Here is a 20821-nt window from a genome sequence, read left to right as displayed (position 1 = left end):
GTCTTAATCCCCTAATAATTTATCATTAAACTCATAATCTTTATAACTCACTTTAAACAACGCACTATATAAAGATGGAATGAATAATAAGGTAATCACCGTACCAAATAACAACCCAATCATAATACTTACAGCCATTCCTTCCCACATTTCGCCTCCTGAAAGATAAAGCGGAATTAAACCTAAAACCGTTGTAAAAGTAGCCAATAAAATAGGTCTGAAACGTTGTAAACAAGCTGCAATTACCGCATCCTGATCATTACGCCCTGCTTTTTGCTCTACTTCCATTCTATCAATTAACACTATGGCATTATTAATGACAATTCCCGCAAGAGAAATCACACCTAAGAAAGGCATAAATCCAAAAGCTTCCTGAAAAGTCAATAAGCCAATAACCACCCCAATAATTCCTAATGGAATAGTCAATACCACCATTCCCATTTTTCTAAAAGAGTTGAATTGAATAATTAACAAAAGAACAATTATAAATGCTGACACGGGTAAAAATCCTATGATAGACCCCATACTTTCTGCCGTCTGTTTGGCATCACCGCCAAACTCATAGCGATAACCGGCAGGCCAATTTTGTTTTTGCTCATCAAGCCAAGGGGTAATTTCTGCAGTTATGGCAGATGCATTTCCTCCTTCACGCAATTCACTGGTAACATTAATAGTTCTTCTTAGGTCAAAACGTCTGATCTTTGAATATTGCCATTGCGGAACTATACTGGCCACTTGCAATAATGGTACACTTCGCCCAGAGGTTTGTGAATACACATTTAAGGTTTCTAAAGAAGCTAAAGACTGTTGCTGATTATCATCACTTCGCATTAATATAGGGATAGATTTATCATCTTCGCGATACTCACCTGTTTGAAATCCATCTAATACTGTTCTTAGTGAAGTAGCAATGTCTGAACTTGAAATGCCCGCAGATTGCGCTCTATTCTGATCAACTTCAATTAAAAACTTTTTGCTTTTTGGCCCCCAATCATCTTTCACATTTTTTGTGCCTGCCAAAGTTGAAAGCTTTAATTTTACAACTTCGGCTATTCTAGATAATTCATCCGGATTACTTCCTGAAACTTTAATTTCTATAGGAGTTCCCCCGCCACCTGCGCCAAGTGCTCCAACTTTGATATCTGCATTCGGAAAATTATTGAATGTAAAATTATCAAGTTTGGCAATTACGCTATTATTTTCATTAAATGATGATGTATTGACCAAGATATGCGCATAGTTGGAATTCGCTTCATCTGGGCTGTATCCTAAATCATAAGACTCTGGCCCTTCCCCTATGTACGAGGACCAATCTGATATACCTGTCGTTCTGTTGATATTCATCTGAAGAGAATCAGCCATATATTGCTCAATGTGTTTAACAACCTCAGTGGTACGCTCAATTTTATTTCCTTCGGGGAGATTAATATCTACCGTAATCATGTTACGATCACTATCTGGAAAGAAAATAAAAGGAATGTATCCGAAGCCGTATAAGGAGGCAAAAAATGCAATAAAAATTCCTATAATTACTTTGTATTTATGCCTAAGTGCAACCAGAATCAAATCTTTATATTTTACTTTTAAATTATTAATGATTCTGTCTACAAAACCTGGTTTTTTTGTTCCTTTAGGTGCTACCTTTAAAAAGAGATAACAGAACATGGTTATTACAGTCAATGCAATAATCCATGATGACATTAAAGCAATGGTAATCACTACAAAAATAGGCCCTACAATATCTCCCATTGTAGTTGGAGACAGGTAGAAAGCTAAGAATGCCGCAGATGTAGTTAGCGTAGATATTAATAAAGGCATCCATAATTCCGAAAACGCTTCGGTAGCAGCACGCTTTCGTTCAACACCTTGTTCCATTTTTACCATAATTGTTTCGGCCACCACAATGGCATTATCTACCAACATACCAAGCGCCATAATCAATGCTGCCAGCGTAACTTGATTCAAGCCCATATCAATGACCCCCATTATCATGAGTGTCATGATGGTAACAATAGGAATTAAACTCGCAATCACAAATCCTGTTCTAATACCTAGAAAAACTAACATCACTAATAATACGATACCAATAGATTGCATTAAGTTTACAATGAAATCACTTACTTTGTTATCTATATAAGTATCTAATGATGATACTCTAGTTAATTCTAAGCCAACGGGTAATCGTTGCTGCCAATCATTCACAACTTTATTGACCTCTTCACCTAAAGCAATAACGTTGGCATTCTTTTTTAAATTGACGTGTAGAGAAATAGCATCCTTGCCATTGATACGCACTCTTTGAGTTGGCGGATCTATATAGGCTTTGGTAACCGTGGTGATATCTCCTAATTTTACCAATTGTGAGCTATTACTATTACCCATAGTAATGAGCATATCTCTGATATCTTCTACTGAATTAAAATTTCCTGTAGGCTCTAAAATAATACGTTCATCACCCAAGTTAACTTGTCCCCCAGAATTTAGAATGTTGGTTGAAGCTATGGTTTGTTGCAATTTGGAAGCTGAGAGTCCATATTCTTTTAAGCGGGTGTTATCAAATTCTACAAAGACCCTTTCTTCTTGCTCACCTCCAATTTCTACTTTTGCGGCATCAGGTAGCTTAATGAGTGCATCCTTTATATCGTCTACATATTCTTTCATTTCAGCATATGAATACCCATCGGAAGTTAAGCCTACAACTATACCATACACATCACCAATACCGTCATCATTTAGAAAAGGCTGTACGCCTTCAGGTAATCCTTGTAATGCATTTAGTTTTCTACGTAACCTATCCCATACTGATTGCATTTTTCCAGGAGTTACCTCATCTTTAAGTGTTACACTTACTACAGATAGTCCAGTTCTTGAAGTACTCGAAACTTCTTTTAGTTCCGGTAACTCTTGTGCTACCTTTTCAATTTTATCTGTCACCAATTGCTCTACCCTTTCTGGGCTAGCACCTGGAAATTGAGAAACAACAGTAGCTACTCTTACGGTATAAGGTGGCATACTATCGCGTGATAAACCTGAGTACATTACCACTCCCATTAAAATAATAGTGATAAGCACCATAAAGGTGATACGGTTTTTGTCTATAGAAAATTGTGCTAGGTTCATTTGGTTAGTTTTTTAATCTTTAAAAATTCTCTTCCTTTTAAAGGAGGAGTACTTTTCAATCTTATAAGGTTGAAAAGCGAGGCGGTTATAATTCATACTTATCTACATTTTATGATCGAACCTCTCCAACTTCAAGTCATTTCTCGACTTGAAGTCACCTCTCCTCCTTGTTAGGAGAGGAATTCTTTATAATTGAATTTTCGTTTAAAACTAATTCAACCTCACCTCCTGCCCATCCAAAAGTGTCTGTAAGCCTGCCGTTGCAATCTTTTGTCCTATTGATAAACCCGACGTTACTTCAAATCCTTCAGCTGTTAAATTACCAATTGCTATTTGTTGCTTTTTCACTTTAGCAGCTTCACCCTCTCCTTCAATTAAGAATACAAATTGTCCATTACTATCCTCACCAACTGCATTTGCTGGCACTACTAAAATGGTATTGTCATTTTTATGATCTCCAAAATCGAAGGTTACATTAGCAGCCATACCACTTTTTATTTCATCACTAGGGTCTGTCACCGTTACTCTAACCGGATACGTGGCCGTATTTGAATCAACGGCAGGGGCAACTTCAGTAACTTTTGCTTTAAACTTTTTACCGGGCAACGAAGAAAAATCAACGTCTACAGTCATATCCGTTTTTACACCGTTGATGACACTTTCTGGAATTCCTAGGGTAATTTCCATATCAGTACCTGCATTTAAGGTGGCCACCGCTTGACCAGGGCTTACATTTTCATCAATTTCAGAAGTTACCGCAGCAATAAGACCATCTTCTGGTGCATATAAATAACCGTATCGAATCTGTTCTTGTTGAATATCAACACCTCGCTTTGCAGATTGATAGCTCTCTTGTGCCGTTTTATAGGCATTTTTAGCTGACTCAAAATCACTCAAAGAAGTACTCCCTTTTTCATACAAAGAACGCACACGATTTAAACTCAACTTAGCTGTATTCATTTGTGATGCAGCACTGTTCAACTGTGTAACCGCCTGTTCGTAGGTCAACCTAGACTGCACATTGTCTAATTTTGCCAGCAATTGTCCTTTCTTTACTTTTTGCCCCAGTTTAACATCATACAAGGTTATGATTCCTGAATTACGAAAACTTAGGTTAATGATCTTATCGGTCTGAGCAGTACCACTAAATGTTCTGATCTTTTCACCACCTAAATAACCCACTTCCTCATACTTAACCGGACGTACAAATTTTTCGGCTTCTTTTTTTTCTTCGGAACAGGAAAACAATAATCCTGTTAGAACAGCTATACTTAAAAAATTTATGCCTGTTTTCATTTTGATAGTTTTATCTTTTGGTTAGCTTAATTTCTTCTATTTAAAAACTCTAAAAATCGTTGTGTGAATGTATCATTAGCTTCTTTGGTATTTAATAAAAAGTAATACCCCAAAAAGCGTTCTAGTTGCAAACTATTAATTAAAAAATTATAGACCGCATTGGTTCTCGCTAATTGTGCATTTAAATAATTATTCTGTGCATCTATTAATTGAATAATATTTACTGCCCCACTTGCATAAGATGCTTGCGTAAGCTCTAAAGCTTCTTTTGCCGTTTCTTCAGACACTTTTGACAATTCAATATTTGACATTTGGTTGACAACATTCAAGACAGCAGTTCTCATATTACCCGCAATACTTAACTCGGTATTTTCTTTATTAATGTTCAACTGATCTTTTTGAATAATGGCTGTTTGACGATTGATATTAGTTTGATTTTGATTTAAAATAGGAATTGAAACGTTTACTCCTACATTGTAATTATCATCTAACAATGAAAATCCTGGAGGTGCTGTACTTCCTGCACCACTTCTATTAAATGTTCTATTGTATTGTCCTTGCAAGGCAACCGTTGGCAGAAAGCGTCCACCTGAGTTTAACCTTAAGTTACGTTCAACTGCTTCAAGGTTATAACCAAGGGATTTTAATTCAGGTGCATTATTCATAGCTTCTTCAATCAAAAAAGCAATAAAAGGTTCTCTAGACCTTGGGTCATCTAATAAATTAGCCAATTGGTCATAGTTATAATCTTTAAACACCCCTTCGTTTAATTCAACATCTTCCACATCAATTTCCGTTTCCACCGGATTATTCAACAGCTGATTCAAGGCAATAAAACTCTGTTCCAGCTGATTGACGGCTTCTACCATAGCTTGTGTATTTTGCGCCATTTGACTGCGAAAACGAAGCATATCTGATTTTCCTGATTCACCAGCTTCAAAATTCTGCTCGGCTATTTGCAAGTTGCGCTTTGTTAAATCTAAATTTCGTAATTGAATTTGCGCATTTGCCTTTAAGATCAATACATTAAAATACGCGTTAGTAGCATTGAAAATAATATCTAATTCAGCAGCGTTAAAATTTTCTTGCTGCGCTTGTTGTAATTTTTTTTGGATGGTGATATTGGCATTGGCAGCTTCAGAAAATAGAGTTTGCTGCAATGTAATATTTCCTGCAGTAGAAAATTCAGGGCTTTGACCATTACTAATTTCAGCAGCATCAGGATCTACATATGTTCCTGTTCCAGATGCTGTCAAACTTGGTAAATAATTACTTTTAGCAATTTTTACATCTTGCGTGCTAAGCTCAACATCTTTTTGTTGTGATTGCAGTGATAAGTTTCCATTTAAAACACCGTCTATAACATCTAAAAGAGTATAGGTTTTCTTTGACAAGGCATTTTTCATTTCTCCGACAAAATCAGTATCAGCAATCAAACTATATTTAATAGGCACATTTACCTGTTCAGCGGTATTATAATTCATAGTCAATCTAGGGCTGTATTCAATATAAACCGGCATTTCTGATAAAGGTGTACCGTTAATATACCCTTCGACCGATAATGATATACGACGCATAAACTGATCAAAATTTTCATTAGATTGGTTGGTAGCCATTAAACCCATTTGTACTTGGTCAACTCCTAAACTAGTAAATGACGGTAATTGCTTTTCAATAAATGCATTGGCTAATTGTTTTATTTCCTCATCTTTTAAAAAGAAACCTCCTGCCATATACACAGCGTCTATGCCCTCTAAATTTGAGGTAATATCTATAGCTGTATTAAAAGGAATTAGCTTATAATTAGCCTCCAACTCTTTGAATTCTTTATCAAAGGTTTCTTTAAGTGGCAATAGATCAACTAATGGTTTTTCTATAGCAATACCCACTGTTTTAAATTCGGTTAGTTCTTTAAAGGTTTTGAAATCATCTAAAAAGGATTCCGATTCAATTAAGTAGGTGAAATTTTCAATACCAGAGGTCTTCTTGGTTAAATCTATGCCATTAAAATCCTTATTGACTGCACCAAACAAAATAGTAGGTTTTTTATGTGCTGCTTGGTTATTTACTACCCTATTATTTACTACACCAAATGCTAAAATAATATCTGTTTCATTATTTAACAGTTGCTGATAGTTCTGCTCAGCTTTCTGCAAATCGTAATTATTGACTAAGATATTTCCATCAGGAAAAACAATAGTTGCGTCCTCACCTACTACGGCTTTAATTTGGTTTTGTAATTGCAGTAAAATAGGTTGTAACTCTTCAGTTGTGTGATCTACAAGGATTCCAATATTATAGTTTTTTTTTTGAGCGAAAATTATAATTGAAACACACAAGAAAACTAAAGTGAGGAGTTGTTTTTTCATTTTTGTTTGAGTTAATGTCATAAATGTACAAAAAAAAGATTCAGGTAATGACTGCATATATAGATATGAAATAAGCCGCAATGCAGATTTCGAAATAACTTTAAATTAACACTCAAAACAAAATGCTGTATAAAAAATTTTCCAACCTGTCATCCCACAACAATTAAGACCATTGGTTTAAGAAGTGTTTTTCTCTACCTATTTTTATAAACAGATCATTAAATATTGGACTAAGTGAATCTTTAGAAATTGTTACATATTGACATCAATCTATTGCCTTCTATTAAAAATATAGAGTGTTTTTTTATTGTTAGCTGCCATAGGTTTTAATTTTTCAAGAGCTGCAACCGGAATTTTTAAAGTATCTCTATGTTTGATTAAAACTGCAAATGAATTCCTATCAGACATATACTCTTGCATTTTATTGAATTTAATTGCCTTCAACTTTCCTGTAGAATAAAACTGTCCTGAATAACTCTTCTTAATAAAATGATAAATAGGTATATTTTTGGTTTGAATATATTCAATAAAAAATTTATCTGAATTAGCATAGAATATTACTTTATTGGTTCTCTCAGCATATACAAACAAAGTGAAAGCAAGAAGAGGTATGGAGAGAGCAAACTTCAAAATACTTCTTTTATACTTTAATTCCTTCCACCAGTAAACTACAAGCAAAGCAACAGGAACCATAACTGGCATTATGTAAGGATGTATCAAGCTTTTAGAAACGGTAAAAAATAGTGGTGTCCATAACAACCATAGCATTAAAAAACTTAACCATCTATTCTTAAGAATCAATTTTCTGTTTTTGACATTCTGTACTATTAAGACCTGAATCCATGGTAATACAAACAGTAACAAAAACAACCAGATCATTCCAAGTGGTTGTGATTTTGGAAATCCGTATTTATCACCCGCCCAACTCGAATCAAAAAAACGTTTGAAATGCTCACCAACAATAAAATAATCTATAAAACCAGGTGACTGTTTTTCTGCTAAATAATACCAAGGCGCTGCTATAGTTAATGTGATAAGTGCACCCATTATCCATGGGAATAGTAACCAAACCCTTTTAAAGGATTTTTGCAACCAAACCCACACAAAAAGAGGTGGAAGGGTTAGTATTAATATGATGGGGCCTTTAGCCAATAAGCCAAGACCTATACCAACAAAAAAGAGATATTTCCAATACCAATGCTTATTGCCATTCATAGTTTCCCAAAAAGAAAGCATCACTAGCGCAACACTAAATGCCAATGCTGTGTCTGTTGACACCACACCTGCATGTAAAAAGAATTGTGGTATTGTAAACAATATTAGTGCTGGTAACCAAAAGGATAATCCATCTCTTTTGGCATATTTACCCAACATTAATACCAAGATGAATGACAGTAAGAAATAGGGCAACCTAGCAGAAAACTCACTAATTCCAAACCATTTAAAACTAAGTGCTGAAAACCAAGTAGACAATGGTGGTTTGGCCCAAAAGGGTACTCCATAATCTATTTGCGGAACCACCCAGTCATTAGTCTCTACCATAAGTCTCGCTATTTCTGCATAGCGAGCTTCGGTTTTGTCCATTAAGGGAATGCTATGGTTTAGAAACAATCTAAAAACAAGTAGCATCACAATAACAACAAAAATCCAATTCAATGGCTTATATGTATTATGCAATTGCATCACTTAAAACCACTTGCGATTCATAAATCCTTCTTGTTTTATATTTTCTTTGAATCATTATCAACTCAAACCACATTCTAAAAAAATAAGTGAAACTCACCTTTGAATGATTCTTGTCTATCCAGGATCGCAGTGGTACTTCTTGTGAAGTTCTAATTAACTCTCGTTTACCATACAGATTTTGTATACGATGAAAGATTTCTACATCAAATAACCAAGTAGATACAAAAGTATCTGTCATAACTTTTTGTGCTAATTGCGGTGAGAATATTTTACAGCCACATTGCGTATCATAAACATTTAACTTTAATTGATTGGAAATAAGTGTTGCAATAGCCCTCCCTACATAAAATCTATAGGGTTTTCTTTTTATAAAAGAGTCGAGTTTCCTGATACGAGATCCAAATACAAATTCCGTTTGTTTATTTATATGTTGACTTAATGCATAACATGTTTCTAAAGATGTAGACAAATCAGCATCTAGGTAAGCTATTTTCTTATATTGAATATTAGAACTGCTATATAAAAAACCTGAAAGTACAGCTGCTGCTTTTCCTCTGTTCTTAACATGTTCTAAAATCTTCACATTATTATAAGCAGATAGCTTAATATTATGTAATAATTTTCCTGTATGGTCTGTAGAACCGTCATTCACAAAGCACAGCATAACATCTTTATGTTCTTTTAAAAAATTGAAGTATTTATTAAGAGATATTCTCTTTTCTTCATTATACGTTGGAATAACTATTACTAATTCAAAAGAAGTATTCATATTTATTAATTTTTAAGTAGTTGTTCTTCATAGGCATCAAAATCTATATACGAATCCAACTGTAGGGGTATTCTTTACAAAACCAGAAGAAATTCTAAATTTCTTTTCCTTATCGTAGCGTTTCGTAAATAAGTAACTCATACCAACACCAATGGCTGCTCCCGCCAACACATCCCAACCGTCATGTTTGTTTGCTTCTATACGAGAATAACCAACATACCCTGCCAAGAGGTAAGCGGGAATTCCATATTCCCAGCCATACCTTTTTTGAATAAAAGCCGCACTGGCAAATGCTACTGAAGTATGTGCTGAAGGAAAGCTGTTATTGTTCTCCCCATTTGGGCGCTCTTTATTTATGGTAAATTTTAATGCATACGATAATGCTATAGTACCAGCTAATGATTTTGAGAATTGGTAGGTACTATTTTCGCCATCTTGCCAAACAAATGTAGAACCTAAAGCCAACGCTGGCATTGAAAATAAGAGGATATCACCTGCCGTTTCATGAGCTTTTTGGGAAAAGTTTAAAGGTTGTTGTGCCTGAACTAAAAAACTACTTGAAATAATAACTACGGCAATAAATTTTCTCATGCTCTTCTAGTTATTAATGTTCCCACCTACTGGTAAACCACTAGCTACGGCATTTGGAATAGTTTTATCGAAATCAGAATCATTAAGTGCTTCTATAAAAGCTATAATCGCACCTGTTACGTCATCATCCATATCTAACTCTCTAGCCAACGGGTCAATCTCATTGATGGTTAAGTTAGTATTGATGATATTAGTATCGCCTTCTGAAACCTCCTCATAAAAATCCATGACTTCTAAGAGTGAAGTATGCATTCCATTATGCATGTAAGGTGCCGTTAATGACAGATTCCTTAATGTGGGAGTTCTAAAAGCATACGTTCCTTCACCGGCATCTGTTTCAGATAACTTTGGATTATCAGGTATACCCAAAACGTGCAATTGATAATCAGAAAACATTGGTCCGCTGTGGCATTCTGCACAACCTACGTTTACAAAGGCATTCATACCATTAATTTCTTGTTGTGTCATTGCTGATGCATCACCTCGCATATATCTGTCAAAAGGACTGTTTGAAGACACAAGGGTTCTTTCAAATGATGCTATGGCCTTGGCAATTCTGTCTGTAGTAATCTCATCCGTTCCAAAAGCATTTTGAAATGCCTGTTTATAGAGAGGAATAGCATCTAAACGGTTTATAACAATTCCATAAATCTCGTTCTCTGGTATTTCATCGCCTTTCATCTCTTCTTTTGAAAGTATTGGAAGTAATGCCTGCTCTTCCAAACTCAAAGCCCTATTATCCCAAAACATGGGTGCTTGAAGCGGTTCAACATCATCATCTACAGTAATACCATTAAAGGCAGTATTAATAATAGTATGTGCATTTCGTTTAGCTAGTATTGTTCCTGTTCGCTGTTCTCCTAATCCAATACCATCAACACCTATTGATAAATCTAAAGCATCTGCATAACCTTTATCGGGATGATGACATGTAGCACAGGCTACATCCATATTACCAGATAAAATAGGATCCCAAAACAATTGTTTTCCTAAATTTATTTTTTCATCAGTCATTTCATTAGTCACTGGTACAGGAGTATATTCTGGTAGTGGTGAAATGATATTTTCTATGTCCATTACGGGATTAAAAAAAGCTTCGTCATCCTCGGCGACACAACCCAAAAGAAAAAAAAGAAGGATCAAAATCAGATTGAAAATCAAAAGATTCTTTGGTGTAATATATGACTTGTATTTCTCCATTTCAGAACACTTAAAAAATTAATTTCAAGCCAAAAGTAGGGTGGTTATAAGCCGTTTAAAAATGAAGTAGGTTCAGAATACGTTCACTGTACTCATTTGAAGAAAATAGAATTTTAATAACTGATTATCAATATTTTAAATAAAATGTTAAATCATATCTCTCAAGGTTCAGAATACGTATTTTGAACGTTTGAGTCTATTTTTGATGAAAAAAATGAATTTATGAAAAGGTAAGGAAAATGAATTAAACCAGCTGTTTTTTATATTGACTTGGGGTCATTCCTTTTAACTTTTTAAAGGTAGTATTAAAAGATGATTTTGAGCTAAAACCAACTTCATTGGCGATGCCTAAAAGCGTATAATTTTTATACGTTTCATTTTGCAAACAGGTGATAAATTCTTCTACACGATATTGATTCAATAAGTCTTGAAATCCCGTTTTCATATGAATATTTAAAACTTCAGATAAATGCTGCCTAGGTATATTTAAATGGTTAGCAACTTCGTTAACGGTAAGCTTACTATCTTTAAATAGTTTTTCTTCAGTCATTAAATGATTTAATTCTGATTTATACGCTTCAATATTTTTTATATCTAAACTGGATGTTTTGTATTTAGAATCATCAGATTTTGGCAGCACATCTTTCGGAGCAATAATTAACTTGTACAAAACGTAATAAAATAGAAAAATTGTTGCTAGTATTATACCATAACTATCTAAAAAATAAGGTGTATCATTAGAACCAGTCAAGAAAAAAGTAAGTTCATCTATCGTAAAAATGATTGTAAGCGGAATTATAAAAACCAATAACCATTTTTCCTTTTTATTTTTTATAATATCATAAATAGCATATAATAGCATTCCCAGAAAAGTTAGCTCTATTGTTTCATGAGCTATTTTTAGAGTTAAATCTCTTTCTACTGAGCTGTAGCTGTCTATAGCCTTGAAAATAATAGTAAATATATAAGGGGTAAAAAACCATAGATCTCTTTTGTTAAACACTTCTTTATCAGACTTATAGTAGCGAACAAATAAAAAGAAGAATGTAATAATTAAGGTGTCATGAAATAAAAACCAGTCAGAGTCATTGACAAATAAATTATAATCGTCATCACCAATGGCGTATAATATAACAGATACAATACACCCCAACAATAACCAAAAATTCACCTTTTTATATTCACTTCTACGCTGAAATAAAATGAATAGTAAAAAGATGCCTTGTAATAAGGCTATTATTTGGATGGTTTTTAGCATTGCAGCAAAAATAGAAAAACGAAACTAATGCTAAATCATTGATACTATTAAGATTTTTATAAATAAATGGTACAGCCTTTCATTATAAATTAAACCCCTTAGCACTAGCCAGCTAAAACCCAAACCCTAATCTAAATGCCAATCGTAGATTATCATCACTATTAAATGCAGATACATTTAGGGTCATCATCTTCGCCATATTGATAAAGAAACCTCCTCCAAAAGAGGTATTCAAATCATCTTGATTGTTTGTACTTGGAAAATCAACAAATTCATCATCTATCCAAACCCTACCATAATCAAAACCTCCATAAATACCCAATCTAATTGGCATTACACTCGTTTTCATATTATTAAACACCCAGCGAATATCTGTACTTTGTACAAAAGCTGACTTACCTGAAAAACGTTGGTTTCTATAACCTCTGAGTCCATTGCTAGCTCCTAAATTGGCTGCTTGGTAAAACTCAAAATCATCACCTAGATTAAAATGACCTCTAAGATTTGTTGCTAATACCAGTTGACCACTTGGTATCAGTTTATAGTCAAAACCCAACTCTGGGATAATATAGCCAAACCCTTTTTCAGTACTTACATTGTTCTTATAACCTGCCTGTAATGCTACTTGAAAACCAAGTGTAGGAAACGAAGCATTATCCTTGTTTTCAAAATGATATTTGGCATCAACTCCATAAAAATCCTGCTTATCAAATACAGCATTATCAGGAAAAGTAGTTGCTTCTAAAAACCGACCTGCTGTGCGTTCAACTTCATTACTTTCATAGAAAGCACCTACCTTAAAACTAGCACCTTGCTGCCCTCGCCAAATTAATGAAGGCATTGCTTTAAATGTTCTAATTTTTACACGATTGAAGTCTAAATCAGCATCAAACCCATCATCATCATCTGCTTCTAAGTTTGTAGTGCTATTTCCAAATCCAAAGAAATTGGTAGCATAATTAGGGCTATTAAAATGCAAATCAATTCCAAAATTTACATTTTGAAATAAATTGGCAAACTCACCGCTATAGTTTAGGTCGTATCCACTGGTAGCAAAATAATAGGCCGCTGACAAACTATGTCTGGCCGAAAACGGATTACGTTCAAAACCAAAGTTGGTGATGGTAGCTGACGCTCCAATTCTAAATCCGTCATCAGGATTGGCTCCTATACTAGGTACAATTTGAGTAATATTATTTCGTAGCTTTTTATAATCATACACATTTGTAGCATAGTTATCTGAGAACTTTTTATGGCCCTTATTGGTTTTTATAGTATTCTTTTTTGATTTGTAATCATAAAAAGTTATTCGTTTTCCTTTTTGAATGTTATAGGTATCGTTGTTTTGTCCCCCTATCAATCGAACTTTAATTTCTCTATCTGAATCACCACCAAAAGCATGAAATACATCATCATCATCTAAACCATAGATCCAAATCTCTTTTGTTTGATCATGATTATAAGTACGCTCATGAAATTTATCTGCTTTCTCACCTCCTTTAATTCTGTACGCCATTATCTTTGTCTTTCCATTAGGCAAGCGCTCAATATCAAACCAGTCATCCTTATTAGTTCCTTTGATGACCGCAAAACGATTCACTAAATCAAAATAACGATCAGATATTTTCTGCAAATTTCCTCTACGTGCTTTCAACGTGCGTTTGATCTCATCAACGGCTGCACCTCTTACTTCCTCAGGGAAATTTAAAAAGGCTTTTTCTATAACCTCATCGGTAATACCAGATTGAATAGCCTTTACTTGTGCATCCCATACGTCCTTACCAGAATGTGTAATTAATTCCATATCTAGAGGGTACGGTTCTACATTTACTCCCTTTACATCTACCAGATCATCAGAATACTTGCGAAGGAGTCGTGCTGTTGGTATTAGTTTAACTGCTGCACCTAATAAGAAGCCATCCGCCATTATAGAAAATGCTTGGTCGCGATCACGAGGCATAGGGCGAAATACTTTTTTGTCATCTTCTTTAAATTGAATCCATCGCCATTGATCCTGATGACGATCCCAATCACCAATCAACATATCAAACAAACGTGCTCTGATGTATGATTCTTCATCAATGGTAATATCTTCATCCTTATGCAACTTTTTCATCATATCATCAGTACTCAATAATTTGTCCTGAAAACCAAAATAAGATTTATCACTATGTCCTTCTGAAGTATGCTCTTCAATCATATACAATTCATTTCCAAATTCAGAATTAAAATGACCTAAAGCATTTTGCTTAGGCACAAAATATAAAACAGGTTTTGTGTGATAAACATTTACTGCATCTGATAGATCACCAATCACAAATGGAGCATAAGGGTGTGAACCTGCAAAGACGTCTAACAGTATTTTTTCAGCTGCCGTATTATCAAACTGCCCTTCAATATATTGATCCTTAAATACGGTTGCCTGCATGTACTGCGTTGCTTGTTTTCGCAAAGCTCTCATTACATACTGAGCTCCATTTTTATCTTTAAGACGCAGTGATTTTGATTGATTCCCACCTCCTTTTCGTACGGGTGATAATCCGCCAAAGAGCGTATCTAAATTTACTGTTGGTACATTTACCTTAGTACTATAATATTTTCTATAGCGATCACCCCAAATGAATTTTTTAAAACCTCCGGCTTTTGTCTCTTCATCTGTATAAACGGATGCAGATTTGCTTGCCGGAAAACTCTTAGGGTAGGTATTGAATTCTTTTTTTTGATTGGGTGGAAATATCTGATTTTCAAAAACAATCTTTTTATCCTCAGAAGAATAAAAGGAAACATGCGAAGAGCCATCTTTAAAGACAACTAGCTTTGCATAACCAGGAGTAGCGTAAGCAAACTGACCTCCCCCTACATTTCTAGCGGCTTTCACTTTTGAACCTGACCCACTTACAATTTGATGTAGATTATCTTCAATAAGATATTGTAAATTGTGTTCATGACCCGATACAAAAATGACTTTCTTATTGGCTTGCGCTAAGGTAACTAACCTTCTTTTCAACTCATTATAACGTGAGTGTTGTAAATCAGCATGGCTAACCCCGCTGGTTTTACGAATAACATTTTTTAAAGTTCCGAGTACAGGAACCGGGGTTAAGTGACTACCAAATGTATATTGACCTCCATGTGCACCATTGGTATACATAGGATGGTGTAATGCTACAATGGTAGTTTTTGTTCTTGCCTTTTTAATTAAACTACTGAATTCATTAAAAAAAGCTGTACGCGTTTTTATATCACAATCATCATTAATGGTCGGTTCTTTATTCCAGTTAGTAATAAACCAATGACTATCTATTAAAATTAGTTCTATGTCATTTGAAATATGGATCTTATCAATAGGGCAACCATCTTCAGGCAAAAAACTATCCTTACCAAGTGCATCTTCAACAAATTTTTCCTGCCGTTTCAATCCTTTTATCCCCGAATACCAATCGTGATTTCCCGGAATAAAAACCGTTTTCCCTTTAAAATCTTTAACAGCCTCTGTCTGTACTTTTAAACGATGTTCGGCTAATGAATAATCTTCACTTCCTTTTTTAGGCAAGCCATCTTGATAAATATTATCACCAAGAAAAATGGCGGTACTATTTTCTGAAGCCCTATCTAATTCAATTTTAAAAGCCTTTAAAACGGCTGAAGTTTGGCCTTGCTCAGAATTTCCAGCATCGCCTATAAAATAAAAGGTATGCTTGATTTCTTTACTTGGCTTCGTCTGTTGAACAACGCCTTTCTTTATATGACTTTCATAGGTAGCACAAGAACTAATTATAAATAAAATAGCAAGAAAAATGAAGGAGTATTTATATCTCATGACAGATTTGAGGTTTAGCATAAACGAAAAGTTAAAATACAAAAAACTTATTTAAAGTTTAGTGTTTAGAATTGAATATCAAAAATAACTACAGTAGTCTTTATATCTATTGAACTAATTCAAGAATTTTTAAATTAAAGGAAACCCTATGTATCATAAAATTTCCTAATCCATTTATTCAAATCTTTATCAGATGGATTTCTCAATTTCTTTTTACCAATCATAATTGTTGGAAAATTCAATTTTCTATTTTCATAAAGACCACGCAATTCTTCTGCGTGGTCCTCATTCTCTTCTACATCAAAAAAAGTATAGGGTAATTGTGCCTGATCTAAAAACGACCTGTAGTGGTTCGTTTTATGGCACCTAGCAGCTCCATATAACTTTATGACTGGAAGCTTTCCCACTACTTAATGGTCTTTAAAAATTCTATTGCGGCATCTTCGTTTAAATGAAAATCTGCAAATACCACATTATCATGTTGATCAACAAAGATAAACCATGGCGTTCCGCCTGTTTGGTAATTTCTCATAATGTTAGATGTTGACTTATCATCATCACCTGCATCATGTCCAAATGGAATTTTAAGCTCATATTGCTTTTGAGTTTCAAGCATTTTGTCATACGTATTTGCTTCAAATCCTTCAAAAACTGTCTGAACAGCTAAATAAATGACCTTATCATTCTCTTTTAAAGCATCTACCATTTTTTGTAATGCTGGCAATCCTCTGCTATGACAGCCCGGGCACCAACTTTGAAAACAATACAACACTTTAAACTTACCTTTAAAATCTGATAATTTTATAGATTCAATCTTATTTCCATAAGCATCAACCCAATGTTTTACATTAAATTCCTTAGCTCTTATATTATCCATTAGCATTCTCCTGTTCTAAGGTCATAGATTCTGAATTAATACAGTAACGCAATCCACTTGGTTCTGGCCCATCAGGAAATACATGCCCTAAATGTGCATCGCAGGTGTTACACATAACCTCCACTCTAATCATACCAAATGAAATATCTTTTTCATACTTAATGGCATTTTCTTTAATAGGTTGTGTAAAGCTAGGCCAACCCGTTCCTGAACTAAATTTAATGGTAGAATCAAACAAAGGCGTATTACAACACACACAATTGTATTTGCCAGCATCATAAATACTGCATAAAGCTCCGCTATGCGGTCTTTCTGTTCCTTTTAGTCTTGTGATTCTAAATTGCTCGGGAGTTAATTGAGCTTTCCATTCTTTTTCTGATTTTTCAACTCGCCTGTCTGGAGTTGGGTTTCCCTTTACGGAAAAGTTGATAACTTCTTTCCAAGTTAGCATACATTTGGTTCCTTTCTTTCTGTAAATTAATAATAATTGTTATTGGCCAGAAAGAACCTTTGTTGCAAAACTAAATGCAATTGATTAAACAAGCATTTAGTTTAAGCAAGTCGGTTTCTTTTCTAGTTAATAAATATGCTTTTTTCAACATAATTTTAGTCGAAACAATCCTTAAAACTTACAGTTTTAAGGGCAAACCCTAATTAATTCAACCACCATCGATTATGATTAATGGATAGATTATCTATAAGAATAGACTCTCCAATTTTTGGTATTATTAACGGAATTTCTAATTCTGCTGCTTTATTAGTTACGCGCTCTACAGGGTCTGTCCATGAATGTAGTGCCAGTTTAAATGCGCCCCAGTGGATAGGCATAATAGCTTTGGCTTTTACATCTAGTCCGGCTTGCGCTGTTTCTTCAGGAAACATATGTACATCTGGCCACATTTTGTTGTATTGACCACATTCTAGCATAGCAAAATCAAAGGGACCGTATTTTTCGCCTATCTCTTTAAAATGAGGAGCATAGCCACTATCTCCACTAAAGAAAATGCGTTCTTTTTGTGATTTAATGACCCAAGAAGCCCATAAGGTACTTTGACGATTGTCAAATTTTCGTCCAGAAAAGTGTTGTGCTGGTGTGCATACAAATTCCAAATCTTTAAATCGTATTTCTTGCCACCAATCTAATTCATTAATACGCTCAGAAGGAATATCCCAAGCCTGCAAATGAACACCCACCCCTAGTGGCACATAAAATCGTTCTACTTTATTCTTCAGTTTCTTAATAGAACTGTAATCTAAGTGATCATAATGATCATGAGAAATGAGAACCGCATCAATTTTTGGGAGTTTTTCAATTTGAATGGGTAATTCCTTACTAAATCTACCTGCTCCTAGCCAGGGATGGGGCGCCGGAACATCACCAAACATAGGGTCTATCAAAATATTCTTACCTTTTATTTGCACTAAAAAAGTAGAGTGTCCAAACCAAATGAGGCGCGTACCACCTTCATAACCATCAATATTTATTGAATCTATTTTTTCAGATTTTAGATCATTTTTTGGTCTACCATTCTCAACTTTTTGAAAGAAAAATTTTCTAGACATCGTCAAAATTTCTGAAAAATTAGGGTCTTTAGGCACATCCTTTACATTAGCAAACACACCGTTATTAAATTGTTTTGATGTTTTGTATTGCTCTTTTCTTTCTTTAGAAACATCACCTCCAAAAGAAGGATAAAAATTGATAAACAGTATATAGGCAATAATCAATATGGCAATGAATGCAATTGTAGACAATAGCATACGCTTTAATAATTTTTTAATTTTTCTAATAACGTTTTATTTTTTTAAAATCTCCTCATATTCTTCAAACCTGTGTTCCCTTATGGGGCGGATATAAGGTTCTGTATTGAAATACAACAATAAACAAGGAGCTATTTGCTTGTATTTTGCAACGTATTCATATCGTACAAACTCTCCATTATTAATACGTTGTTTTATTTTATTGTGATAAGGATACATCTTTTGTTTTAGGCATTCTTTTTATACGATACCTTGCAAGTCTCGCAAATCAAAATATCTTCCTTCAATGTAATCTTATCTAGCTTTTCAGCAACTTCATGCACAAAACTAGTATACGTGTGATTTTCTGGTGTGATGTTATTGGCTTTTATCTTTTTGTAAAATTCGCCTTCCCACTCCTGTTTTCCCCAGCAATTAGGGCACAAACCTTCAGGTGCATCTCCAGCAGATTCATTGTTGGTTTTCTTTAAAAAATACGATTTTAAACTATCTATAAGATTCATAATCTATTCGTTTTAATATATAATTAATTCCATTGCAATTGTTTGCGCTCTTGCCAATATATGGAAGGATCAACTCTAAATCTATCCAAACGAACTAATTCTTGTTCATTCAACTCAAATTTATCTGCCTTCAGGTTTTGGCCTAAATGCATAGTATTAGCAGCTCCGCTTAGTACCCAATCTGCATTTAATTTTGCATAACAATATTGTAATGCAATGGCATCAATGCCTACATTGTATTTAGACGTTAAAAAGTTTAACTCCTTATACAGTGATTGATACTGTTTGAAATTTGAGTTTGGAAATAATCTGCCATTGGCCAAAGCTTCTTTCGCCAACAATACTTTTTGCTGATCTTTTAGTTCCTTCATCACCTCACCGATACTTTGATCTAACATATTAAAGGTACACTGAAAACTGTCAAACAACTGATCACCATCTACCTCAATATCTAAAGCTGTTTTAATCACCTCTACCTGATCAGCACCTGTTGTGCTGATGCCAATTTTTATAGCATATTCATCCTTCAAAAATGCCAGCTGCTCTAAAATAACCTTATCTTTTAATACGCCAGTTTCTAAAGTTGCAGAATGAATTTGATATATAGATAAATAGGGCAATAAAGCCTTTGAAGCTTGCCATTGTTCATTCAGTTTTGATAAACTATGTTCTTTAACCTCATGAGTCTTTGCATTTGGATTAAAATTAGCAACGTAGGTATATCCCCATTTTGTAGAGACTGTTATTGTATTATCATCTTTAGTTTGTAACCACTCAATTAACAATTCTTCTGCCAATCCATAACCGGGAGCAGTATCAAAATGGCGAATTCCTAACAGATATGCTTCATCTAAGACTGACAAGCCATTTTTTCTGAAGCTTTCCATATTAAATGTTGGCTGGGCTTGCCTGATATTTATATAGAGTGGCCTCCCTAATGCCGCTGTTCCTAAAGCTAAATTCATTAGTGCTTCAATTTATTATAATCCTCAGGAAGATCAATGTCTATTAGCTCAACACCGTTTACTTTAACAATATCAGAAACATGATTATTTAGAAAACTTTTTGCGCCTTTATCACCTTTCAATTTTGTTAATTCAGCATAATATTGTTTAGGAAATAAGGTGGGGACGCCTACCGATTTCCCATAACTAGAAGCAATAATCTTTTTAGGGCTTTTTGAAGATATTTCTAAAAGTTGATTTAAATAGCTTGTTGTAACATTAGGTTGGTCTGCAAGCATAATAAGCACTGCATCTTTATTTTTCAATTCTTTAACTCCGCATACAATGCTTGAACTTAAGCCTTCTTGAAATTTGGTATTTAGGATTGTCTTCACGTGGTATTTTTTTATTGTTGGTTGTATATTTTCGGCATTCGCACCTAATATACACATAACCTGATCAGCATTTGAATTTTGTGCTTGTTCAATGGCCCAGCCTAATAAAGTGGTATGTTTATACGAAAGTAATTGTTTTGGCTTTCCCATTCGGGAAGACGTTCCTGCAGCTAAAATAAGAATGGTTATCTTCATAAATAACTAGATTTTGGCAGGCCTTTCACAACAATAT

The 20821-nt window shown here is 34.3% G+C and carries 17 protein-coding genes; all 17 read right to left on the bottom strand.

The features are described 5' to 3' along the window. Nucleotides 1-3: 3 nt before the first annotated feature. Nucleotides 4-3120 carry an efflux RND transporter permease subunit gene (locus tag AC1EU5_RS03235; protein ID WP_480190912.1) on the bottom strand — a complete coding sequence of 1039 codons (3117 nt, stop codon included), beginning with the start codon at nucleotides 3118-3120 and terminating at the stop codon, nucleotides 4-6. 210 nt (nucleotides 3121-3330) lie between these two features. After that, nucleotides 3331-4416 carry an efflux RND transporter periplasmic adaptor subunit gene (locus tag AC1EU5_RS03230; protein WP_480190911.1) on the bottom strand — a complete coding sequence of 362 codons (1086 nt, stop codon included), beginning with the start codon at nucleotides 4414-4416 and terminating at the stop codon, nucleotides 3331-3333. Between the two features lie 26 nt (nucleotides 4417-4442). Then, nucleotides 4443-6785, bottom strand: coding sequence for a TolC family protein (locus tag AC1EU5_RS03225; RefSeq protein ID WP_480190910.1), 2343 nt, complete (start codon nucleotides 6783-6785; stop codon nucleotides 4443-4445). Between the two features lie 270 nt (nucleotides 6786-7055). Further along, a complete protein-coding gene (locus AC1EU5_RS03220) occupies nucleotides 7056-8369 on the bottom strand; it encodes an ArnT family glycosyltransferase (RefSeq protein ID WP_480190909.1) in 1314 nt (437 codons plus the stop codon). Between the two features lie 85 nt (nucleotides 8370-8454). Further along, nucleotides 8455-9240 (bottom strand): glycosyltransferase, encoded by a 786-nt coding sequence (locus AC1EU5_RS03215; protein WP_480190908.1) that lies wholly within the window; start codon nucleotides 9238-9240, stop codon nucleotides 8455-8457. A 36-nt stretch (nucleotides 9241-9276) separates the two neighbouring features. Beyond that, the gene (locus AC1EU5_RS03210) at nucleotides 9277-9831 is read right to left on the bottom strand and encodes a phosphatase PAP2 family protein (protein WP_480190907.1); all 555 of its coding nucleotides are present in this window, start codon (nucleotides 9829-9831) and stop codon (nucleotides 9277-9279) included. A 6-nt stretch (nucleotides 9832-9837) separates the two neighbouring features. Then, entirely contained in the window at nucleotides 9838-11031 is a 1194-nt protein-coding gene (locus AC1EU5_RS03205) for a cytochrome-c peroxidase (RefSeq protein ID WP_480190906.1), read from the bottom strand. 244 nt (nucleotides 11032-11275) lie between these two features. Further along, nucleotides 11276-12289, bottom strand: a complete 1014-nt coding sequence (locus AC1EU5_RS03200; protein ID WP_480190905.1) for a helix-turn-helix domain-containing protein — start codon at nucleotides 12287-12289, stop codon at nucleotides 11276-11278. Nucleotides 12290-12401: 112 nt separating this feature from the next. After that, on the bottom strand, nucleotides 12402-16109 hold the full coding sequence (locus tag AC1EU5_RS03195) for a metallophosphoesterase (RefSeq protein ID WP_480190904.1): 3708 nt from the start codon (nucleotides 16107-16109) through the stop codon (nucleotides 12402-12404). A 146-nt stretch (nucleotides 16110-16255) separates the two neighbouring features. Then, nucleotides 16256-16516 (bottom strand): glutaredoxin family protein, encoded by a 261-nt coding sequence (locus AC1EU5_RS03190; protein WP_480190903.1) that lies wholly within the window; start codon nucleotides 16514-16516, stop codon nucleotides 16256-16258. Next, complete coding sequence (locus AC1EU5_RS03185; RefSeq protein WP_480190902.1) at nucleotides 16516-16986, bottom strand: peroxiredoxin family protein; 471 nt, start codon at nucleotides 16984-16986, stop codon at nucleotides 16516-16518. Before AC1EU5_RS03185 ends, AC1EU5_RS03190 begins: the two co-directional genes overlap by 1 nt. Next, the gene (gene msrB / locus AC1EU5_RS03180) at nucleotides 16979-17437 is read right to left on the bottom strand and encodes a peptide-methionine (R)-S-oxide reductase MsrB (protein WP_480190901.1); all 459 of its coding nucleotides are present in this window, start codon (nucleotides 17435-17437) and stop codon (nucleotides 16979-16981) included. Before msrB ends, AC1EU5_RS03185 begins: the two co-directional genes overlap by 8 nt. Nucleotides 17438-17640: 203 nt before the next feature. Then, the gene (locus AC1EU5_RS03175; protein WP_480190900.1) at nucleotides 17641-18747 is read right to left on the bottom strand and encodes an MBL fold metallo-hydrolase; all 1107 of its coding nucleotides are present in this window, start codon (nucleotides 18745-18747) and stop codon (nucleotides 17641-17643) included. A 36-nt stretch (nucleotides 18748-18783) separates the two neighbouring features. Further along, nucleotides 18784-18966 carry a hypothetical protein gene (locus AC1EU5_RS03170; RefSeq protein ID WP_480190899.1) on the bottom strand — a complete coding sequence of 61 codons (183 nt, stop codon included), beginning with the start codon at nucleotides 18964-18966 and terminating at the stop codon, nucleotides 18784-18786. An 8-nt stretch (nucleotides 18967-18974) separates the two neighbouring features. Further along, nucleotides 18975-19250: a hypothetical protein gene (locus AC1EU5_RS03165; RefSeq protein ID WP_480190898.1), complete on the bottom strand. Its 276-nt coding sequence runs from the start codon at nucleotides 19248-19250 to the stop codon at nucleotides 18975-18977. A gap of 23 nt (nucleotides 19251-19273) precedes the next feature. After that, entirely contained in the window at nucleotides 19274-20215 is a 942-nt protein-coding gene (locus tag AC1EU5_RS03160) for an aldo/keto reductase (RefSeq protein ID WP_480190897.1), read from the bottom strand. Beyond that, nucleotides 20215-20784 (bottom strand): nucleotidyltransferase family protein, encoded by a 570-nt coding sequence (locus AC1EU5_RS03155; RefSeq protein ID WP_480190896.1) that lies wholly within the window; start codon nucleotides 20782-20784, stop codon nucleotides 20215-20217. The genes AC1EU5_RS03160 and AC1EU5_RS03155 overlap by 1 nt, the downstream gene beginning before the upstream one ends. Nucleotides 20785-20821: the final 37 nt, after the last annotated feature.

It is taken from the genome of Maritimimonas sp. 2405UD52-3 (assembly GCF_056591715.1).
This window is presented reverse-complemented; position numbering and strand designations above follow the sequence as displayed.

Coding starts and splice junctions, on each gene's coding strand:
- AC1EU5_RS03235 (WP_480190912.1), bottom strand. CDS start 3,120: ATGAACCTAGCACAATTTTCTATAGACAAAAACCGTATCACCTTTATG.
- AC1EU5_RS03230 (WP_480190911.1), bottom strand. CDS start 4,416: ATGAAAACAGGCATAAATTTTTTAAGTATAGCTGTTCTAACAGGATTA.
- AC1EU5_RS03225 (WP_480190910.1), bottom strand. CDS start 6,785: ATGAAAAAACAACTCCTCACTTTAGTTTTCTTGTGTGTTTCAATTATA.
- AC1EU5_RS03220 (WP_480190909.1), bottom strand. CDS start 8,369: ATGGACAAAACCGAAGCTCGCTATGCAGAAATAGCGAGACTTATGGTA.
- AC1EU5_RS03215 (WP_480190908.1), bottom strand. CDS start 9,240: ATGAATACTTCTTTTGAATTAGTAATAGTTATTCCAACGTATAATGAA.
- AC1EU5_RS03210 (WP_480190907.1), bottom strand. CDS start 9,831: ATGAGAAAATTTATTGCCGTAGTTATTATTTCAAGTAGTTTTTTAGTT.
- AC1EU5_RS03205 (WP_480190906.1), bottom strand. CDS start 11,031: ATGGAGAAATACAAGTCATATATTACACCAAAGAATCTTTTGATTTTC.
- AC1EU5_RS03200 (WP_480190905.1), bottom strand. CDS start 12,289: ATGCTAAAAACCATCCAAATAATAGCCTTATTACAAGGCATCTTTTTA.
- AC1EU5_RS03195 (WP_480190904.1), bottom strand. CDS start 16,109: ATGAGATATAAATACTCCTTCATTTTTCTTGCTATTTTATTTATAATT.
- AC1EU5_RS03185 (WP_480190902.1), bottom strand. CDS start 16,986: ATGGATAATATAAGAGCTAAGGAATTTAATGTAAAACATTGGGTTGAT.
- msrB (WP_480190901.1), bottom strand. CDS start 17,437: ATGCTAACTTGGAAAGAAGTTATCAACTTTTCCGTAAAGGGAAACCCA.
- AC1EU5_RS03175 (WP_480190900.1), bottom strand. CDS start 18,747: ATGCTATTGTCTACAATTGCATTCATTGCCATATTGATTATTGCCTAT.
- AC1EU5_RS03170 (WP_480190899.1), bottom strand. CDS start 18,966: ATGTATCCTTATCACAATAAAATAAAACAACGTATTAATAATGGAGAG.
- AC1EU5_RS03165 (WP_480190898.1), bottom strand. CDS start 19,250: ATGAATCTTATAGATAGTTTAAAATCGTATTTTTTAAAGAAAACCAAC.
- AC1EU5_RS03160 (WP_480190897.1), bottom strand. CDS start 20,215: ATGAATTTAGCTTTAGGAACAGCGGCATTAGGGAGGCCACTCTATATA.
- AC1EU5_RS03155 (WP_480190896.1), bottom strand. CDS start 20,784: ATGAAGATAACCATTCTTATTTTAGCTGCAGGAACGTCTTCCCGAATG.